Source organism: Flavobacterium sp. CF136, assembly GCF_000282055.1.
Taxonomy (GTDB): Bacteria; Bacteroidota; Bacteroidia; order Flavobacteriales; family Flavobacteriaceae; genus Flavobacterium.
In genome coordinates this window covers 1-19,490 of sequence record NZ_AKJZ01000067.1, presented here as the reverse complement: position 1 = coordinate 19,490, position 19,490 = coordinate 1, and the positions used below count along the sequence as shown (strand labels likewise).

Genomic DNA, 19,490 nt, shown 5'->3' with positions numbered 1-19,490 from the left:
AATTAATGACTTTTATTGAAGTGAAAAACTCACTTTAGATTTTATGTCTGTTGAAGATGCTCCTATTAAGGCTTCAAAAGTTCCTGGTTCTGCAACCCAGTCGTGTTTTTTATCATCAAAAAAGCTCAAAGCCGTTTTGTCAATTGTAAAAGTTACTGTTTTTTCTTCTCCCGCTTTAAGCGAAATTTTCTCAAAGCCTTTTAATTCTTTTACAGGACGTGGCAAAGAAGATTTTAAGTCACTGATATAAAGCTGAACAATTTCCGCTCCTTCTCTGCTTCCTGTATTTTTTACTTTTACGGAAAACGTAATCTGATCTCCCACTGACATTTGCTTTTTATCAGCAATCACCTTTCCGTATTCAAAAGTCGTGTAACTCAAACCATGTCCGAAAGCAAATAATGGTTTTATTTTTTGTTTGTCAGCCCAACGGTATCCAACAAAAATTCCTTCATTATATTTTACTTCATCTCCACCCGGAAATTCTCCTAAAGCGTGAGCTCCGTTATCTGTTAATTTTACCGGGAAAGTAAAAGTCAATTTTCCGGACGGATTCACATCTCCAACTAAAACAGCAGCCAAAGCATTCCCAGACTCAGTACCTAAAAACCATCCCTGAACAATTCCCGGAACTTCTTTTACCCATGGCATTGCGACAGCATTCCCTGAAATATTTACAAAAACCAGATTTTTATTTACCTTAACCAATTCCTGAATTAATTGATCCTGATTGTAAGGAAGTTCCAATTCTTTACGATCGTGACCTTCATCATCCTGATTTGGACTTTTATTTAAACCTCCAATAAAAAGAACAACATCAGCATCTTTGGCTACTTTTAAAGCTTCGGCAGTTAATTCAGCCGGAGAACGTTTTTCTTCTAAACTCACTTTTGCAATAACTCCGTTATAGTTACTTGTCGGATCTCCCACATAACCACGGGCATAAACAATTTCAGCCTGACTTCCGATTCTTTTCTTTAATCCTTCAAGCGGTGTAATTTCATATCTTGCTTTCAATGAAGAACTTCCTCCGCCAACTGTCATCATCTTGATTGCATTTTCTCCGATAACCGCAATTTTCTTAGTTTTAGAAAGATCAATTGGCAGGATATTATTTTTGTTTTGTAATAATACAATTCCTTCTTCGGCAATTTTCAAACCTGCATCAGCGTGTTCTTTTGTTCCAAAAGATCCAAAAGGTCTGTCTTTGTTCATATTTGTCAAGAATGACAAACGTAAAATACGACGTACTTTTTCATCTAATTCCTTAGTCCCAACTTCACCGGACTTAATCATGTCTGAATATGGCTTTGCTAAATAATAATTATCATATGCATTACTGTTCCCCCAGGTAAGCCCATTTGTCCAGGAACCAAATTCCATATCCAAGCCATTATGAATAGCTTGTTTTGTATCATGAACCCCTCCCCAATCTGAGATTACAACACCTTTAAAACCCCATTCCCCGCGAAGAATATCATTTAGTAAAAACTCATTATGACAGCAATGCTGCCCTTTATATTTATTGTATGAACCCATTATTGCCCATGCATCACCCTCCTGAACAGCTGCTTTAAAAGCCGGGAGATAAATCTCGTACAACGCACGGTCATCAACAATTACGTTTACGGCATTACGATTGGTTTCCTGATTATTCAGGGCAAAATGTTTTACACAGGCAGCAACTCCGTTTGATTGAACTCCTTTGATATAAGGAACCACCATTTTTGAAGTTAAAAAAGGATCTTCTCCCATGTATTCGAAATTACGACCGTTTAATGGAGTTCTGTAGATATTAACTCCAGGCCCTAACAATACATTTTTGTTACGAAAACGTGCTTCCTCGCCTATTGATTTTCCATATAATGAAGCTAATTCTTTGTTCCAGGTAGCAGAAAGTGCTGTAAGGGCCGGGAAAGCAATACAGGAATCATTTGTCCAGCCTGCCTGCACCCATTCGTCCCATAAAACTTCGGTACGAATTCCGTGCGGTCCATCCGTCATCCAGTTTTCAGGAATTCCTAAACGCGGCACTCCCGGTGAACTAAACTTAGATTGCGCATGAATCATTGCAATTTTCTCAGCTGTAGTCATTCGCGAAAGCGCATCTTCTACACGTTGATCAATTGGCTTTTTATCATCAAGATAAACCGGAACTTTATTTTGTGCATTACCCAAAAATAAATTCAGCAACAGCAAGACAACTATTACTTTAACGTTTTTAGACATAACTATTTTATTTATTAATCATTACTATATATTTAGATATCAAAAACATGCTCTAAATAATATGGTAAAGCTAAAACGTTATAGTGCTTGTGAAATTTCTAAATATAAAAAAGTAGTAAACAAAAAATTTAAATTATTAAAAATCAATACATTAAAAAAATATTGATGTAAAAAAAAGTAGTGGATTTAAAATGCTTTTTTAGATTTTTATTGAAATCAAACCTATTTTCATGACCATTTCCTCAAAATCATTTCGGGAAACGACAGCTTTATTTCGAGCTCTTGTGCGGTAATTGTAAATAGTGCTTAAAGAATAACGAAGAAATGCTGCGATTTTTATACTGTCAGTTATTCCAAGTCTGATAAGTGCAAAAATTCGAAGTTCGGTATTAAGCAATTCGCCTTGTTTCAGTACAATTTGCTCTTCTTTAATAAGTAAGGCATTGAAATCTTTTACGAAGGTGGGATACAAGTTTAAAAAGATAATATCGAAGTTTTTGTATAATTCTTCCAGTTCATTATCAACCAAGGTAGTTGATTTCAGCATTCTGTAAATCTCATCAAATTGTTTGGCAGTAGCCTTTTTATTTAGAATAATCCGGTAATTTTCTAACTTATTGATGTAAGCGGAACAAAGATTAAAAAAATGCGCAATATATTCTTCCTTGATATGATTCGATTCTGATAATTGGGCATTTCGCTCCTGAAGCTGATTATTGGTTTCTGTAATATCTTTGTTTAATTCTGCTAGTTTTTCACTGGTTATATAAAGTTCCCCACGTATTCTGGAGACTTTTTTCATTTGTTTGTAAACATATATTACACCCAGAATCAGAAAAACAGAAAGTAAGCTAATACATAAAAGATAAACCTTAAGCTCGTCTTTTCTTCTGGCCTCACGCTCTAAATAGGCCGTATTGATAATCGAATAGACTTCTGACATTAAAAGCGTACGAAATTGCACATTACAAAAAAGCGCATCTTCGATAGCCGACTGGGTAAGTTTATAAGCCATGTCGACATCTCCTGTTTTATAAAAAATCAAAGCTAATTCCTGAATCGAGGCATTGTCTTTTATCGCTTGTTTAATATCTGATGTAGCTGAAAGGGCATAATATTTTTTTCTTAATTCCGGCTTATGGGTTGACCCGTAAATACTTCCCAGAAGATAAGTAATCAATGCATATTGCGGATTATTATCTTTAGTTTTTTTCAATAAACTCAATAATTCTTTTTCGGCAATATCAAAGTTTCTGTTATAGATATTCTTCTGAATTTTATTTATTTTATAATCTAAAGAGTTAGGATTTATGACTGCTAATAATGAATCACGATACTTACCGATTTGCTCAATAAATATTTTGCTGTTACTGTTGGCATTATAATGTTCAAAAAACTCACGGTACGTAAAATAATAGTTAGGAAGTAATGATTTTGCTAATCCTTTTTTGTTGATACTTTTTAAAATTGCTTCAGATTCGCGGTATTTTCCTGATGACGAATAGAGATTTGCCAGTTGCAATTGTGCTAAATCTGTCCAGTCTTTTTTATGAAGTTCATTGGCAATCTTCAGGTTTTTCTTTACATATAAAATAGCTGAATCTGAGTTGAACTTCTGATATTCTTTATACAGTGTCTTATTAAAATTATACTCTTGTTCTTTTGATAAATCCGATGATTTTATTTTTTTGAAGTTTAAAATACGCTCTTCTTTTAACTGAACATATCGCTGCTTATTTTTCATCGCATCATTCAGCTTATCCAAAATAGTATCTGTGCTATCCGATGCATATACAGGACTGACCAAAAGAACAAATAAAAAAAGAAATAAATAATTTTTCAAGCTGATTAAAAATAAATGAGACTTACAAATATAATAAAGAAGCACTAAAATAAATGGCTTTCGATTTCTATTTACTTTGGCTTCTGTCATAAAAATATGCTAAATATTTCTTACCAGATAGATATATCGGGAAAAGTCGATATATTTGCATCATGGAACATATAGAAATATTTAAGGCCCTCTCTAATAAATCCAGATTACAAATGCTGGAATGGCTCAAAGAACCCGAAATAAACTTCCCTGATCAACTCACTGCAGGATTTGAACATGGAGTTTGTGTAGGACAAATACAAGCCAAAGCCGGCCTTACCCAATCGACAGTTTCTGAATACTTGTCAATTTTACAGCGTGCAGGATTTATCGAATCTACCCGCGTTGGACAATGGACTTATTACAAACGTAACGAAGATGCTTTTGCAGCATTAAGTAAACTAATTGAATCAAATTTATAAAACATTATGAGTACAAATAGCTTGTTTACGCCTTTTCATCTAAAGTCGCTAAATCTTAAAAATAGAATTGTAATGGCGCCTATGACGCGTTCCTTTTCTCCAAACGGAATTCCAACTGACAATGTAGCCTCTTACTATGAAAAAAGAGCCCAAGGTGATGTTGGATTAATATTATCTGAAGGAACAGTTATCAACAGGCTTTCTTCCTCTAATGATGCTAACATTCCTCACTTTCATGGAGATACATCGTTAAAAGGATGGCAAAAAGTAATTAACGAAGTTCATGCTGCCGGAGGAAAAATGGGACCGCAAATCTGGCACATGGGCATTATGGACAATCACCATTCAGGATGGGTACCGCCTGTTCCTTTTGAAGGGCCTTCAGGATTAAACAGACCTGGTTTTAACAATGGTAACACCATGTCTGCCAAAGATATCGAAGATACCATTATTGCTTTTGGACAGGCAGCCGCCGATGCTAAAAGATTAGGGTTTGACACCATAGAAATTCACGGCGCCCACGGATATTTGATTGATCAGTTCTTTTGGGAAGAAACTAATTTACGTACAGACATTTATGGTGGAAAAACATTACCGGAACGTAATCGTTTTGCTATTGAAGTGATCAAAGAAATCAGAAAACAAGTTGGAGAAGATTTCGCTATAATTATGAGGGTTTCTCAATTCAAACCTGCTGCTTACGACTATAAATTAGCAAAAAATCCTCAGGAAATGGAGGCTTGGCTAACACCTTTAGTTGATGCCGGAGTAGATATTTTACATTGCTCACAGCGTCGTTTTTGGGAACCTGAATTCGAAGAAAATGATTTAAACTTTGCCGGATGGGCTAAAAAACTAACCGGAAAACCAACTATTACAGTAGGTTCTGTTGGATTATCCAGTGATTTCTTTGGAGCATTTGCAGGCGAAAGTTCTCAGCCAACCTCGTTAGATGAATTAACAAGACGTTTAGACAGAGGCGATTTTGATTTAGTTGCCGTAGGAAGACCTCTTTTATCAGACCCGAATTGGGTTGCGAAAATAAAAGCAGGAAAAACAGGCGAACTAAAAGGTTTCAGCAAAGAAGCTTTGGCAGAGTTAGTATTATAAAATCAAAAAGCCTTCTAAAAATAATTTAGAAGGCTTTTTCATTACAAATAACTAATCAATAATCCGTTGGGTGTAATTCATAAAAAAATTATTTAACACATAGAAACATAGATTCTATAAAAAAAAAGAACACAAAAAGAAATATATTTCTTTCACATAGATAGCGCTATATGTATTATAAATAAGTGAAACGCCTATTTTTGAGCTTAAAAACCTATATTTCTATGTGTTATAAATAATTAGACCCAATGGGTTAATCAATACTAAGGTTTTAACTCAGTAAATTTTAAATCCGGCTCAAAAGCTTTTTTAACCTTTTCAACTATGATTTCATTTGCTACAGAGAATTCAGCTGTTTTTTTAATGTTTAATGAAGAAGCTCCAATCAAAATTTTATAATTTCCGGCTTCTGCAATCCATGCATTTTTACTTTCAATAAATGAAGCCAGATCTTTTGGAGATAAAGTCAGTTTCAATGTTTCACTTTCTCCCGGTTTCAATTCTTTGGTTTTACCAAAAGCTTTTAATTCTTCTTTTGGCTTGTCAATAGATTTTGAAGGTGCTGAAAGATATAACTGTACCACTTCTTTTCCTGCAGTTTTCCCTGTATTTTTTACTGTAACCAAAATGGTCAGTTTATCATTAAAAGTAAGGGAACTTAATTTCACATCTGAATAATCGAATGTTGTATACGAATTTCCAAAACCAAACTCATAAGATGGTTTTACATTAAAAGTGCTGTAATAACGGTATCCCACATAAACACCTTCTTCGTAAGTCACTTCTTTTGGATCATTTGCAGGTATTCCCAACCAGTTTTTAGCCGAAGGAGTATCTTCATATTTCATTGGGAAAGTCATTGTCAATTTTCCTGACGGATTTACTTTTCCGGAAAAAACATCAGCAACAGAGTTTCCTCCTTCTTGCCCCGGCTGCCATGATAATAAAATCGCATCTGCTTTATCTTTCCAGCTTGCTGTTTCGATAACGCCGCCAATATTCATAATCACAACCACTTTTTTACCTTTTGCATGAAAAGCCTCCGAAACATTATTGATTAATTCTATTTCGTCCTGCGCTAAGTTAAAATCGTTATCAACTGTACGGTCTCCGCCTTCTCCGGAATTTCTTCCAAGTGTAATAATGGCTAAATCTGAGACCGCAGCTTTTTTACCAACTAAATCTTTTCCTAATTTTAATTCCGGTAATCTTTGCGGCAAAGCCAGCATTCCTTTTTTATTACGGCTTTCTAATTCTGCTGCTTTTTCTTTGGCAACAAATGGCGTATACAATGTTTTTAATTCCTCGTCAAGCGGATAACCGGCTTTTGTCAGACCTTCGATTAAAGAAACGGTGTACGCTTCATTTACATCTCCACTTCCTGTACCTCCTGAAATAAAATCATAAGAAGTCACTCCAAAAACAGCAACTTTACTTTTTTTGTTCGTAAATGGTAAAACGTTATTATCATTTTTCAATAAAATCATTCCTTCAGAAGCTGCTTGTCTGGTCACTTCAGCATGTGCTTTTAGGTTTGGTTTATCCGAATATTTGTAGTGTTGCATGATTGGAGATTTCAAAACCAACTCTAAAATTCTTTCTACATTGGCATCAACCACTTCTTTAGAAAGTTTTCCGCTTTTCATGTTCTCCGCAATGGCAGCTTTTTGAGCAGGAAGTCCCGGCATCAATAAATCGTTCCCGGCATCTAATTGTTGGGTTACATTACTGGTTCCTGAACTTATCGACTGGAAGCCGGCGTAACCACCAAACCAGTCCGTCATTACAATTCCTTTAAAACCCCATTCGTTACGAAGAATAGCTGTCAATAAATCTTTTCTTGCCGATGTATACGTTCCGTTGATTAAGTTATAAGATGACATAACGGTCCACGGATCTGATTCTTTTACCGTAATTTCAAAACCTTTCAGGTAAATTTCCCGCATTGCCCTTTCGCTGATGTGCTCATTAATTGAAAGGCGATTCGTTTCCTGATTATTAGCCGCAAAATGTTTAATAGAAGTGCCTACTCCATTCGACTGAATTCCTTTTACCATTGCCGAAGCTATTTTTCCGGCAACCAGAGGATCTTCAGAATAATATTCGAAGTTTCTGCCACACAAAGGGTTTCTGTGAATATTTAAAGCCGGTGCCAACAAAACATCCACTCCATATTCTTTTACTTCATTTCCCATTGCTTTTCCTACGCTTTCAATTAAAGCCTCATTCCACGTAGAAGCCAGAGCTGTTGCAACCGGAAATGCGGTACAATAATAAGTGTTTTTATCATTTTCACGAATTGGCTTTATACGAAGTCCCGCCGGACCATCGGCCACAATAATAGCCGGGACTCCCAAGCGTTTAATTTCATAGGTTCCACCGGCAGCTCCGGGAACGCGGCCTTCAATTGCCCCGACAACTGGTATTAAGCCATCAAAACCCGGCATTCCTGTTCCCATCAGGAAATTAGCTTTTTCTTCATCGGTCATTTTATTAACCAAATCTTTAGCACGTTCTTTTATAGAAAGCCTCGTATCTTCATAAATATCGAGTTTTCCGTTTTTGTTTAAATCTTTAAAAGTAAACCCATTAATAGTAATAACAGGTGGATTGTTTTCTTCGTCTGAAATGCTGTTCCATGACAAATTAGAAAGTACTAACGCAGTCAGAAGTGATACTCGTGCTGTTTTTATAATTGTTTGTTTCATAAGTGAAAAATTTAAATTGTGGTTAGAAATACTGAAGTATTTAATTTCTATAATTTTCATTGCTTCATTATGAAGCAATATTAAGTACTTTTTTTCATATCAACAAATAAAACAGCTATTAATTTAACAATCAATAATTTACAACTCATAAACATGCTGTATTCTTAGTAAAAAAAACAGTTGGTGTAATTAGATTGAAACTCTCATTTGATATAAAATAAAAAGATCAAAACAAATCATTGTCATCCTCAGTCCATTCGGCTTCGCTCAGGATAAACTTAGCCGTAGGCTTTTTAGATGGAAAGGGCTTCGACTCCACTCAGCCTGACACCTGTTTTGAATTACCCAACGGATTAAAAGAAATTTTAGATTGATAAATAATAAATAATCAGCAGTAAAAAAAGCTTTTAAAAAGGCTGATTTTAGAGGCAACCAATAAAGTTTCGAAGAATTATAACTATTTATAATTTCCAAAAAGAGTAAATTTGAAACAAATCAATAAAATGGAACTAAAGAAAATACTCGAAATGCGATCTGAAGAATCGTGGCAGGAAAATCTTCCGTCACTATCTATTGATTGTGTGATTTTTAGTTTTAAAGATTCTTCATTGCGTGTCATCATGGTCAAAATGAAAGATCTGGATTTCTGGGGGTTACCGGGAGGCTATGTCCGTAAAGATGAAAATATTGATGAAGCGGCTATTCGGATTTTAAAAAACAGGACCGGTGCCGAAAATATTTATTTACAGCAATTTTACACATTCGGAAATTTAAACCGTTCTGAAAAAGTTTTCGAAAAATATCCTGACACTTTATGGAACAAGCAGCGCTTTGTTTCGATTGGCTATTATGCCTTGGCGGATTTTTCTAAAGTAGATTTGATTATAGATGAATTCTCAACGGCTTGCGAATGGAAGTCTATTGATGATTTACCCGATTTCATGATGGATCATAAAATCATTTTTGACAAAGCATTGCTTACACTTCGGGAACAATTAAACAATCATCCGATTGGATATAATCTTCTTCCTGAGAAATTTACGATGCCGGAGCTTCAAAAATTATATGAGGCAATTTTAGGGAAGAAGTTAAACAGAGGCAATTTTTATCGAAAAATTCTGCGTTACGATATCCTGACAAAACTGGATGAATCCCGTAAAGGCGGTGCTCATAAAGCTCCTGATTTGTATAGTTTTGATTTGGAAAAATACAATGCCGCTCTAAAAGAAGGTTTAAAGGGAAGCTGGTAATTATTTCCCTTTAAACCAGAATATAAGTTTTAAACTACCGCAATTGGCGCTGCCAGGCAGCTTTCCGGAATATCAAAAGCATTTACCAATGAAACAGCATCCGGTCGAATATCCCAACAAAGCTGATTGACCATTTTACGGATTGCTTTTGTTTTCACTGCCTCCATATAGCCATCTTCAAGATACCAGCCTTTATTTTTTTCTATCTGCGAAAGTGCATACAATTGATTTAGTTTTATCAATATTTCTTTTGATTTTTCATCCTCAACTGATTTTACAGCTTCCTGAAACTGCTCTAAAACAACACGTTCCAAATAAGCCTGAGCCACATCGATCATTTGATGCTGCACCACATTAAATGCATCATAAGCTTCTAAACCTTCATCAATCAGTTTTTTGATACGTCTTGCTGCAGATGCCAGAATTGTTTTTTCCCTGTGATGAAAAGCCTGCAAATGAAACTGATTATCAAGCAAATGCTCACCATCAGTTTTACGGGTAATAATCGGGTTCTTTTCGGCAATTGCCGTTTTTGCATTTTCATATACATAATTGATAATGCCTAAAGATCCCATTTCACCAAATGCTTTTCTGAACTCAGATAAGCGATTTTTAGCAACCAATTGCATCAAAACAGTATTATCACCTTCAAAAGTGGTATAAATTTCTGTATCGTTTTTCAAAGCATCAATCCTGTTTTCAGATAAGTATCCTTTTCCGCCAATAGCTTCACGGCATTCCTGCAAAATATCCCTCGTACTCCAGGTTGAATACGATTTCATTCCGGCAGCCAAAGCTTCAATTTCCTGCATTTCTGATTCGGTTTTGTTCAAAAAACGATTCGTGAGATATTGCAAAGCAAAATGTACAGCGTAGGTTTTCGCTAAATGCGGAAGTAATCTGCGCTGGTGCATACGATAATTCAAAATCGGTACTTCAGAACCTCCTTCCGGTCCAAATTGTCTTCTCTGATCGCTGTAGCGAATGGCAATTGTAAGTCCTGATTTAGCAGCAGCTAAAGCCGAACGCGGAATACCAATTCGTCCTCCAACCAAAGTTCCTAACATGGTAAAAAAACGTCTGTTGTCACTCGGAATCGGGCTTTCGAATTCCCCTTTGTCATTCACAGAAGCAAAACGATCGAGCATGTTTTCTTTCGGGATTTCAACCTGATTAAAACTAATTGTTCCATTATCAACTCCGTTTAAACCCATTTTATGACCGCAATCGCCAATTGTAATTCCTTCTAAGACATTTCCGTTTGTATCACGCAACGGAACCACAAAAGCATTTACTCCGTAATCATGATCATCAATAATCAGTTTTGCGAAAACGGTTGCCATTTGCCCGTGAACAGCTGCGTTACCAATATATTCTTTTTGTGCATTTTTATTTGGCGTATGAATCGTAAAAGTTTGATTACTGTGATTGTAAGTTGCTGTAGTTTCAAGGCCTTTTACATTCGATCCGTGATGTGTTTCGGTCATTGCAAAACAGCCCGGCAATTTTAGTGTGCCGATATCTTTTAAATATTTTGCATAATGTTTCTCGGTTCCCAATGACTGAACACTCATTCCCCAAAGTCCGAACTGAACTCCAAATTTTATCACTAAACTCAAATCGTGGTAACTCAGGGTTTCCATAATGGCAAAATAATCGGCTATGTTTTCTCCTCCGCCGTATTGCTTTGGATAGGCCATATTCCCAAGATTTTCATCGGCTAAAATTTTACACCATTTGTATACGGTTTGGCGATAAATATTGATATCTGTAGAAGTTTCGTAGGCAAATTCAGGTTTTGAAATAACCGATTTTACCTTTTTTATAATTGCAGCCTCTTTACCATCTAAAAGTGCTATAATTTTCTGAATATCGAAATTACTGTTGGTTTGAGAATTCGCAGTGAAAGAATCAGCTTTTGTTTTGAAGTTCTGAATTACTTCTTCGCCCAAAATTCCAAGGTCATTTTCCAGTTTTCTAAAATTTGATTCTAATCCTGAAATGTCCAAATCCTTGTCAGAAAGCGCTACCGCTATATCAAAAATAGATTTTATAGAAGATTTATCTTTAATACTTTTTTCAATATCCGATTTCCATTGTGTGAGTTCATTTCGCGAAGGCGGATTTGTAATATCAACTTTAGAAAGCAAATATTCCCGTTGTTCCGGTGAAAGTAAAACTAGAGAACTAATGAATTCCTGTAAAGTCGCAAACTCTTTTTGGGTTAAAAGATCATCCGACCAAACGAGATATAAAAGTGGTATAAAAGCCTTAATTTTTGAATTCTCCATAGTAAACTAAATTATTAATTTGTCTGTGGTTAAATTACTATAAATTATTGACCTGTTCTAGAAATCATCTTCAATTAGGATTTTTTTCACATTTAAAAAAGCAATGGAAATTCATAAGCAAATTTCCATTATTGTATATTCCTGATCCAGCTTATTGAAGGTTTGAAAAGTATCTTTCATTCCAAACTTTTCATAAAATGGTATCTTGTTTGTCCTGGCATTAGACCAGACTCTTTTTAATTTTTTATTTCTTGCCAATTGTATAATATATTCTAAAAGTTCGGAGCCAACCCCTTCACCCTGATGATCATTTAAAGTAGCGAATTTTCTAAACTGCATTTCATTATCTGTAATAAAACAAGATATTATTGAAATCAATTTCTCCTCAATAAAAACTCCAAAATGTAATCCTGAATCATCTTCAGCTAATTGTACAAATTCAAAAGGCTCGTTTGGCCACATTACTTCGTGTCTGATCTGCCATGTATCTGAAGCTTTTATTTCTTTAATTCTCATCATATTTTTTAAACATATTAAAATTAGAATATCTATCAACTACATTTCAAAGAAAACCCCACATTCTATAATTGCAGGGTTTTGAATTTTTATATTTAAATTTTGAATTATTTCGACCATTTATTATTTGCGGGTGTTGCATCCATAAAAATTCCACCGTCAAGTATAATTTGTTTGATTTGTTTTTTACTTTTTAAATCAATAGTCGCTATTTTTTGGTTGGATTGCCAAATCTCAGGAGTCTGGTGCAAAATTTCTTTTGTATCGTCAGCATACACAATATTCACGTCGAACGGAATGGCAAAACCACCTATATTTTCAACCAAAATTGTTTTCTTAGCAACATTTTTAACTGAAAGATCAATATAATTATTGGTAAAAAACCAGTTATTGAAGAACCAATTTAAGTTTTTTCCTGAACCACTATTCATCGAATTAAAATAATCCCATGGAATCGGATGCTTTCCATTCCAATTATCCATATACGTATGCAAAGCTTTTTTAAACAAATCATCGCCCAGCAAATCTTTTAATGCTATATATGATAAAGATGATTTGCCGTATGAATTATTCTCGTAACCTACATCCGAAATTTGTGTAGACATCGTAATAATAGGTTGATCTTCTTCAGTAGACGAATCGTTTATGTAATTCTTTACCCTAAACTCTTTAAAAAATTTATCTGTGGCTTCTTTACCATGTTCCGCAACTCCTATTAAATATTCAAAAGTTGTTGTCCAGCCTTCATCCATAAAAGCATAACGTGTCTCGTTGATTCCCATATAAAAAGGGAAATAGGTATGTGCTACCTCATGATCCTGAACCAATTGTGCAAAAACGGGGTCTCCAGTTTGCGAATCATTACACATCATTGGATATTCCATATCTGCAAACCCTTGAAAAGCAGTCGTTTTAGAATACGGATAGGGAATTCCAGGCCAGTTATTAGAAAACCAGTCTAAAGCATATCGATTATATTTAATCGAATTCACAAAATCAGTTCCTTTTACATCATAAGCAGCCTGAACGCTGGCCCGACGATTTGTTTTTTTATCTACAACAACACTGCTTGCATCCCATAAATAATGATCACTTAAACCAAAACAGATATCGGTAATATTTTTGGTTTCAAATTTCCAAACGTTCCAGTCGCTTTGTTTTGTAACCATTTTATTTTTCATTTCCTGTTCGTTGGCGATATGCAAAATTTCATCTGTCAGGTATGATTTTTTAAGACGTGAAGCAAATTCAGGCTGTAAAACCTCATCCGGATTAAGTAAATCTCCGGTTCCATAAACTACATAATTTTTAGGAGCTTTTACAGAATAGGTATAATCATTAAAATCATTATAAAACTCCTGACCAGAAGTGTGGGGCAGTTGATCCCATCTGTTATAATCATCAAAAACAGAAACACGGGGATAACTATACGCTACAAAAAATGTGCTTTTATCAATTTGCCCTTCTCTTCCACTGACTTCTGATAATGGATAATTCCAGTCAATATCAATTGTAATTTTAGTATGTGGCGGAACCGTTTTTTTCATCTTAACAATCCCTACAGTTCCCCAATCTTTACCATCTTCTTTATAGACTTCTCCTTCTATTTTCAAAGCAGAAATTGTTAAACCGTCAGTGAAAAAACCTTCACTATTTTCTCCGGATCTTGGAGAGGTTTTTTTATGAATATTATTCACAAATCTAATTCGCAGATTTTTTAATGTATCATTACTGTTGTTTTCATACAATATAGTTTCAGTTCCACTAATTATTTTGGTATCGGCATTTACAGTTATTGAAATCGTGTATTTCCCATGATTTTGCCAGTAATTTTTACCGGGCTTTCCATCCATAGAACGGGTACCATTTGCATATGCCAGTTTGATATTCCTGGGCATATAAAGCTCTTGTGCAAAGCTATATTGTGCCAAAAATAAAAAAGCGGCAAACAATAATTTAAAAGATGTTTTTTTCATAATAGTTTTTGATTTGATGATTGATTACTAATTATTCATTAGTTGAAAAAATTAACTTTATGTTACACTTTATAAAATTATAAATTTTATCCTCATAAAAACAACAAAGCCAATCTATTCTGAATGAATATATTGGCTTTGTTGTTCATTTATATATGTTGCCTGTAACTTTGTTGTTTTTGAGAAAAAACTACAATCAAAGTTTTATTGGTTCATTGAAGTACTGAATTCTTCTGGTTGACCATATTTTTCTAAAGTAATGTAATCCTCTATTTTTTTGTCTGATAAACCACGGGTCAGCCAGCCTTTTTTATGCGCTGTAGCAATTGCATACGGAGTTATCCAGAATAAACTGAAAGTATAAAATACACTATATGAATAAGCCCATAATGCTTCAGAAATACTGTATCTCTTAGCATAAAAGAAAGCTGAAAAACTTGATATAACCAGTATGCTTAAAAGTGTAGAACTAAAAAACAATATTGGATGTGTTGCTATAAAAAGAAACATGAATATTAAAAATGGATAAGACATAATAATTCTTAACGTCTGATCTAAGTATAAAAGTCTTGTTCCGAATTTAGATTCATTTCTGAAATTCCTGAAAACATATTTTGACATCATAATGTTCTCACGCACATTGCTTCTTCCCCATCTGATAAACATTTTATATAATCCGGTATATTCCTCCGGCACATTAGTGAGCACAATCGAATTTTTTTGAAACAATACATTATATCCCTGCTTCAAAATCATATTTGTCATGGCCCGGTCTTCACCAATGTCTGAAGGTTCACCCATAAATGTCTGGTTAATCCACTCTTCTAGACAGGCAAATACCGAAGTATTACGATAAGCAGCCAGAGCTCCGGGGGTACAAAGTACAGATCCCAGCATACTTTCTGCAGAGCGTACAAACTCAAAACTCATTACAAAACTCACATTCAACATTTTAGGAAGCATCGCTTTTTTATTGTTCAGCACATGAACATTCCCTGCAACGGCACCACATTTTTCGTTATGAACAAAAGGACTCACTAAATTTCTTAAAGTATCTTTTTTCACTACCGAATCACTGTCAACTGTTACAAAAATCTCTCCGGTCCCTAGTTTAAATCCGCGGTAAAGTGCGTGACGCTTTCCTTTATTTTGTGGCTGTTGATAAATCGATAAACGATCCCCCAATTTTATTTTTGCCTGCTGTATCCAATACCATGTATCATCCTTGCTTCCGTCATCAATAGCAAGTATTTGCATTTTTTCTTCCGGATAATCGCTGTCTGCCAAACTCAGTAATGTATCCCAAACCAATTTACCTTCATTGTATGCCGGAACAATTATCGTACAAGTCGGTAGTAAATCATCTGTAACAGATTCTATAGGTTTGTATTTAAAATAAAGAAACAGCTTATATAGAAAAACACCTCCTTTAAAAAAGAATAAGACAGTCGCCAGAATAAGAAAAGGCAATCCAACTGTAGAATTTATCCTGTCGATTTGAAACTGATCAAAGTCTGATTGAAATTTATAAACTAAAAAAGCACCAGTAAACATTAATATAAAAGTGCCAATAATAACAAAAACATTTAATGGATTTGAAGTTTTATCAATAGCCTTTTTTATAGATTTCTCATTAATATTAAAAATGGAACTCCCTAAAGAAAGGTCTTTGTTACCTGTGTTATTTGTTGAAGAATAAAATTGTTTTGAAATAATTGTTTCGCTTTCCATATACGCTGTTGTTGATTTTCTATTGAATGGCTTTTAGCTAATTGCTTAGACATTATGACATTTAACAAGGCTTATGCCAATATCCGTTTAAACAGGTTTTGAGGCAATTAGAGCAACAGTATCGGAATTACAGTGTGTAAACTTTATACACCTGACTATCATTTTACACAGTTTTTATGTGTACCGGTAAGTGAAAATTTGAATCTATTATAAAACAAAACCGTCTTAATCTAAAAGAAAAAGACGGCTTCGGAAATTAATATATAACCTTAAAAATTATAAAATGTAATCGGTATTGATGAAATTAGATTCTTTACTGTTTAGCAATTCCTGCAAAATTTCATTATTGTAAGCAATATCTTTAGAAGCCACAAACGTACGGATTGAGAATGAACGCAACGCATCCGGAATACTCAAAGTTCCTACTGCAGAATCTTTACGTCCGGTAAACGGGAACACATCCGGACCTCTCTGGCAAGAACTGTTCAGGTTTACCCTGCATACTAAATTCACCAAAGCATCGATAAGCGGCGCTAAAGTTTTAATATCTTTTCCAAACAAACTTACCTGCTGTCCGTAATTTGATTCAGCCATATCATCCAGTGGCTCATTAATATCTTTAAAAGAAATAATAGGAACTACCGGTCCAAATTGCTCTTCATGATATACACGCATTTTTTTGTTTACCGGGAATAAAACCGCCGGGAAAATATAATTTTCTGTATGTTTTCCACCTTTTTCATTAATGATTTTTGCTCCTTTGCTTGTTGCATCGTCAATTAATCCCTGAATATAAGCTGGTTTCTCTTCCTCCGGAAGCGGTGTTAAAGAAGCACCTTTTTCCCATGGATTCCCAAATACCAAAGCATCTACTTTTTCTGAAAAACGTTTATTAAATTCTTCAGCGATAGACTCGTGTACATATAATACTTTCAAAGCTGTACAACGCTGACCGTTAAAAGATAATGATCCCGTAATACATTCCTGAATTGCCAAATCCAAGTCCGCATCCGGTAAAATAATCGCCGGATTTTTAGCTTCTAAACCTAAAATCAAACGCAGTCTGTTTTTATTTGGATGCTGATCCTGCAAAGCAATTGCAGATTTACTGTTTCCGATTAATGCCAGAACATCAATTTTGCCTGATTTCATGATAGGAGAAGCAACTTCACGCCCTCTTCCGTAAACAATATTGATTACACCTTTAGGAAAACTGCTTCTGAAGGCTTCCAACAATGGAGAAATACATAAAACGCCATATTTTGCCGGTTTAAAAATTACCGGATTCCCCATGATCAAAGCCGGAATTAATAATGAAAAAGTTTCATTTAGAGGATAATTGTATGGTCCAAGGCACAAAACCACTCCAAGCGGTCCTCTACGAATCATCGCATTTACACCCTGCACTTTAGAGAAATGTGAACTACGACCGTTCAATTCCTTATAACTATCAATTGTATCCTGAATATATTCTACAGTTCTGTCAAATTCTTTTTGCGAATCGCCAAGGTTTTTTCCAATTTCCCACATCAGAAGTTTAACCACTTCCTCACGGGTTTCCTTCATTTGCTTCACAAAATTCTCCATACATCTAATACGGTCAACCACTTTCATTGTCGGCCATAAACCCTGTCCTTTGTTGTAAGCAGCAGTCGCAGCTTCTACCACTTCCGCAGCCTCTTTTTCAGCCATGAACGGAATCGATCCCAATAAAGTTGGAGCATATTTTTCTGTAGAAGAAATAGTTGAAAATACTGGTGTAGTCTGACCTGTCCATTTTTTCAATTCTCCGTTTACAAGATAAGTATCCTGATTTATAAGGGTTTTAATTTGAAATTCTTCGGGTATAAAACTCATAATCTGGTTGTTTAGTTTAGTTATTTAATATCATTCAAAAACAAAAAAGAGGCTTTACCGCCTCTTTCTCTTTTATGGATTTACGGTTTCACCTTCCCAGTCCAGGATTCCGCCAAGCAGATTATAGGCATTTTCAAAACCTAATTCATTCATAATCTGACATGCTTTTGCGCTTCTCGCTCCTGAACGGCAATACACGTAATAATTTTTATTTTTGTCTAATTCTTCGATTTCATAAATAAAAGCCTGGCCTTTATTAATATCAATATTCACAGCATTTTCAATATAGCCGTCATTAAATTCGTCTTCAGTCCTTACATCAAGTATAACTGCTTTTTCGTCAGACTCTAATTGTGCAACCCAATCTTCTTGTGATAAATTCATAGCATTGTGTTTTTTGTAAAATTAAATGTTTTTACTAAATAAAATACGTACATAATACGATTTCGATTATTATTCACAGAAAACGTTTTAGAATAAGTATTATAATTAGTGATTTACAAATTTACTCACTATTTTTAAAAAAACATACTGGAATATCGATAGAAAATATGATTTTTTCATTTCAACAAAATGCATCTAAAAATAGTTTTCTGACAATTAATACCATTTCAATCTGTTATCTTTGTAAAAATTTATGGCTTTTAAACTTTTTTTGATAAAATTTAGCTTACCAATTATATTACTATTATCTGTCAGTTCGAGCGGAGTCGAGAACCCGTAAAGCATCTCGACTCCGCTCGATGAGACATAATCATACCTAATAAATGCAAAATTCATTAAAAAACATATTTCCGAATTTCTCCAATGACCTTATTTCAACTATTGAAGAAAATGGAAGTCCACAGGATTTTGAAGCCGGAACCATTTTAATGCGCACCGGACAATACATAAAAAACACGGTTTTAATCACCAAAGGCAAAATCAAAATTTATCGGGAAGGCGATGATGGCGGCGAATTTTTGATGTATTATCTGCAGCCTGGACAAGCATGTGCTATTTCGATGATTTGTGCCGCAAAAAGCGAAAAAAGCCAGATTATGGCCAAAGTTGTCGAAGACGTTTCGGTTATAATGATTCCTTTACAAATGATGGATAAATGGATGATGGAACATAGAAGCTGGTACGAATTTGTAATTGAAACATATAGAAACCGTTTTGAAGAAATCCTCGAAGTTGTTGACAACATAGCTTTCCGATCGATGGATGAACGACTGGAGTTTTATTTAAAACGCCATTCCGATGCCTGCGGCTGTACAGAAGTCAAATTATCACATCAGGAAATTGCATCAGAACTTAATACTTCGAGGGAAGTAATTTCGAGATTACTCAAAAAAATGGAACAGCGCGGTCTTGTCAAATTAAACCGAAACCAAATTGAGCTTTTAAACACAAATTTCACGAATTTGCACTAAATCAATTTGCAAAAACAATTGTCAGTTCGAGCGGAGTCGAGAACCCGTAAAGCATCTCGACTCCGCTCGATGTGACAAAACCTTTATCCTAACACATAGAAACATAGTTTTT

13 protein-coding genes are annotated in these 19,490 nt (G+C 34.8%); 4 read left to right on the top strand and 9 right to left on the bottom strand.

Annotated features, from left to right (window positions below):
• Positions 1-12: 12 nt before the first annotated feature.
• Together PMI10_RS17665 and PMI10_RS17660 are read right to left on the bottom strand one after the other, a co-directional pair.
• A complete protein-coding gene (locus PMI10_RS17665; RefSeq protein ID WP_007810531.1) occupies positions 13-2,229 on the bottom strand; it encodes a glycoside hydrolase family 3 C-terminal domain-containing protein in 2,217 nt (738 codons plus the stop codon).
• A gap of 199 nt (positions 2,230-2,428) precedes the next feature.
• A complete protein-coding gene (locus PMI10_RS17660) occupies positions 2,429-4,072 on the bottom strand; it encodes a DUF6377 domain-containing protein (RefSeq protein ID WP_035632147.1) in 1,644 nt (547 codons plus the stop codon).
• 152 nt (positions 4,073-4,224) lie between these two features.
• Between PMI10_RS17660 and PMI10_RS17655 the strand changes: the two genes are divergently transcribed.
• A complete protein-coding gene (locus tag PMI10_RS17655) occupies positions 4,225-4,524 on the top strand; it encodes an ArsR/SmtB family transcription factor (RefSeq protein ID WP_035632145.1) in 300 nt (99 codons plus the stop codon).
• 6 nt (positions 4,525-4,530) lie between these two features.
• On the top strand, positions 4,531-5,634 hold the full coding sequence (locus PMI10_RS17650; RefSeq protein WP_007810522.1) for an NADH:flavin oxidoreductase: 1,104 nt from the start codon (positions 4,531-4,533) through the stop codon (positions 5,632-5,634).
• Between the two features lie 263 nt (positions 5,635-5,897).
• Here the strand turns inward: PMI10_RS17650 and PMI10_RS17645 are convergent, their stop codons facing one another.
• Positions 5,898-8,342 (bottom strand): glycoside hydrolase family 3 N-terminal domain-containing protein, encoded by a 2,445-nt coding sequence (locus PMI10_RS17645; RefSeq protein WP_007810520.1) that lies wholly within the window; start codon positions 8,340-8,342, stop codon positions 5,898-5,900.
• 503 nt (positions 8,343-8,845) lie between these two features.
• Between PMI10_RS17645 and PMI10_RS17640 the strand changes: the two genes are divergently transcribed.
• Positions 8,846-9,592 (top strand): NUDIX hydrolase, encoded by a 747-nt coding sequence (locus tag PMI10_RS17640; protein ID WP_035632142.1) that lies wholly within the window; start codon positions 8,846-8,848, stop codon positions 9,590-9,592.
• A 29-nt stretch (positions 9,593-9,621) separates the two neighbouring features.
• Here the strand turns inward: PMI10_RS17640 and PMI10_RS17635 are convergent, their stop codons facing one another.
• The 6 genes from PMI10_RS17635 to PMI10_RS17610 form a co-directional block, all read right to left on the bottom strand.
• Positions 9,622-11,883 carry an acyl-CoA dehydrogenase family protein gene (locus tag PMI10_RS17635; protein ID WP_007810516.1) on the bottom strand — a complete coding sequence of 754 codons (2,262 nt, stop codon included), beginning with the start codon at positions 11,881-11,883 and terminating at the stop codon, positions 9,622-9,624.
• Between the two features lie 111 nt (positions 11,884-11,994).
• Positions 11,995-12,402, bottom strand: coding sequence for a GNAT family N-acetyltransferase (locus PMI10_RS17630; RefSeq protein WP_238539483.1), 408 nt, complete (start codon positions 12,400-12,402; stop codon positions 11,995-11,997).
• Between the two features lie 104 nt (positions 12,403-12,506).
• Positions 12,507-14,375, bottom strand: coding sequence for a M1 family metallopeptidase (locus PMI10_RS17625; protein WP_007810511.1), 1,869 nt, complete (start codon positions 14,373-14,375; stop codon positions 12,507-12,509).
• A gap of 204 nt (positions 14,376-14,579) precedes the next feature.
• Entirely contained in the window at positions 14,580-16,106 is a 1,527-nt protein-coding gene (locus PMI10_RS17620) for a glycosyltransferase (RefSeq protein WP_007810508.1), read from the bottom strand.
• A 276-nt stretch (positions 16,107-16,382) separates the two neighbouring features.
• A complete protein-coding gene (locus PMI10_RS17615) occupies positions 16,383-17,963 on the bottom strand; it encodes an NADP-dependent glyceraldehyde-3-phosphate dehydrogenase (RefSeq protein WP_007810506.1) in 1,581 nt (526 codons plus the stop codon).
• 72 nt (positions 17,964-18,035) lie between these two features.
• Positions 18,036-18,347 (bottom strand): rhodanese-like domain-containing protein, encoded by a 312-nt coding sequence (locus PMI10_RS17610; protein ID WP_007810504.1) that lies wholly within the window; start codon positions 18,345-18,347, stop codon positions 18,036-18,038.
• 383 nt (positions 18,348-18,730) lie between these two features.
• Between PMI10_RS17610 and PMI10_RS17605 the strand changes: the two genes are divergently transcribed.
• Positions 18,731-19,378: a Crp/Fnr family transcriptional regulator gene (locus PMI10_RS17605; RefSeq protein ID WP_007810502.1), complete on the top strand. Its 648-nt coding sequence runs from the start codon at positions 18,731-18,733 to the stop codon at positions 19,376-19,378.
• The last annotated feature ends 112 nt before the right edge of the window (positions 19,379-19,490 follow it).